At 56.5% G+C, this 782-nt stretch carries 1 protein-coding gene; it reads right to left on the bottom strand.

Features of this window, described 5'->3' with window-relative positions:
• Nucleotides 1-28: 28 nt before the first annotated feature.
• On the bottom strand, nucleotides 29-769 hold the full coding sequence (locus FYK55_RS28755; protein WP_261344976.1) for an IS3 family transposase: 741 nt from the start codon (nucleotides 767-769) through the stop codon (nucleotides 29-31).
• Between the last annotated feature and the right edge of the window lie 13 nt (nucleotides 770-782).

The following is a 782-nucleotide window of genomic DNA, read 5'->3' as shown; positions in this document are numbered from 1 at the left end:
TGGAGTGCCCCCGTTTTTGATCCAGGTGTTATGAGAGTAAGGGTTGGGTAACAGGTTTGGTTTCGCTGTGCTGCTGGAGTGGAGGCGTAGCCGGAACGGAAGCAGCACAGCGTCGCGCGAACTCGTCCGGGGGCAAGCCACCGAGTGAACTGTGGGGCCGGTAGCCGTTGTAATCTTCTCGCCAAGCCGCGGCGTGGGCACGCGCGTGGCAAACACTCTCGAATTCCTCCATGTTCAGTAGTTCGTCTCGTAGACGGCTATGAAAGCTCTCGGCGTATCCGTTTTGCCAGGGGCTGCCCGGCTCCACGTAGAGCGTCGTAATCTCCAACGAGGCCAACCACTGCCGGATCGCCTTGGCGATAAATTCTGGACCGTTATCGCTCCGGATGTTTTCCGGGACACCGTACATCGCAAACAGCTCCGCCAAACGATTGATCACGTCGTCACTGGTCATCCCGCGTCCAACGTCCAGGGTGATGCAGCGCCGAGTGTACTCGTCGACGATGGAAAGCCATTTCAGCGGGTGCCCTGCCTTCGTTCGATCAAAGATGAAGTCCCAGGCCCAAACGTGGTTCATTCGCTCAGCACGAATACGGTGACACGCATTTTGCGACCTGCCTCTTGCACGCTTTTTCTTCGGCTTTTGACGCACTTTCAGGCCCTCGGCTTTCCAAATTCGATGGACGCGTTTGAAACTTACCCGGAAACCTTCCAGACGAAGCAATCTTGTCATTTGGCGATATCCAAACTTCGGACGCTGGCGTGACAGTTCATGCAGGCGT

Origin of the sequence: Roseiconus nitratireducens (genome assembly GCF_008629675.1) — a bacterium.
In the GTDB taxonomy this organism is placed as follows: domain Bacteria; phylum Planctomycetota; class Planctomycetia; order Pirellulales; family Pirellulaceae; genus Stieleria; species Stieleria nitratireducens.
The sequence above is the reverse complement of the archived record's forward strand: the minus strand, read 5'-3'. Positions and strand labels throughout refer to the sequence as shown.